This is a genomic window from Bacillus sp. LR--39, assembly GCF_053613335.1.
Map to the genome: position 1 here is coordinate 1 of NZ_JBSIOT010001566.1, position 523 is coordinate 523.

A 523-nucleotide genomic window follows, 5' to 3' on the forward strand; every position below is an offset into this window, starting at 1 on the left:
TGTAAATGAGTTCATGATCAGCACTGTAGGCCCGACAACGAGCATAAACAACATTAACAATCCGGCCAATACCATGTTTGTGTTGCTTAAATACTTAATTCCTTTTCCGAGTCCGCTCCACGCAGAAAGTAAAAAGAGCACTGTCACAATAATGATTAAAACCAATTGGACGATAAACGCATTCGGAATGCCGAACAGGTAATTCAAACCGCCGTTAATTTGGGTTGCGCCAAGACCAAGACTTGTTGACACCCCGACAACAGTGGCGAAAACTGCAATACAGTCAATGGCCTTTCCGATCGGTCCGTTTACTTTATCCCCGAGAATCGGTGACAGTGTGCTGCTGATTAACCCGGGTGCGCCTTTGCGGAATTGGAAATAGGCAATGCATAATGCCACAATGGCATAAATGGCCCAAGCGTGCAAACCCCAGTGGAAAAACGTATAGCGGAGTGCATCTCTGAAGGCTTGGGGGGTTTCTGTTTCACCTGATGGAGAGCTAATTGCGTAATGGCTGATCGGT

At 46.5% G+C, this 523-nt stretch carries 1 pseudogene; it reads right to left on the minus strand.

The window, feature by feature from the left end:
* Window positions 1-523 (minus strand): annotated as a pseudogene (gene opuD, locus ACWHAR_RS31830) (glycine betaine transporter OpuD); the annotation flags it as partial.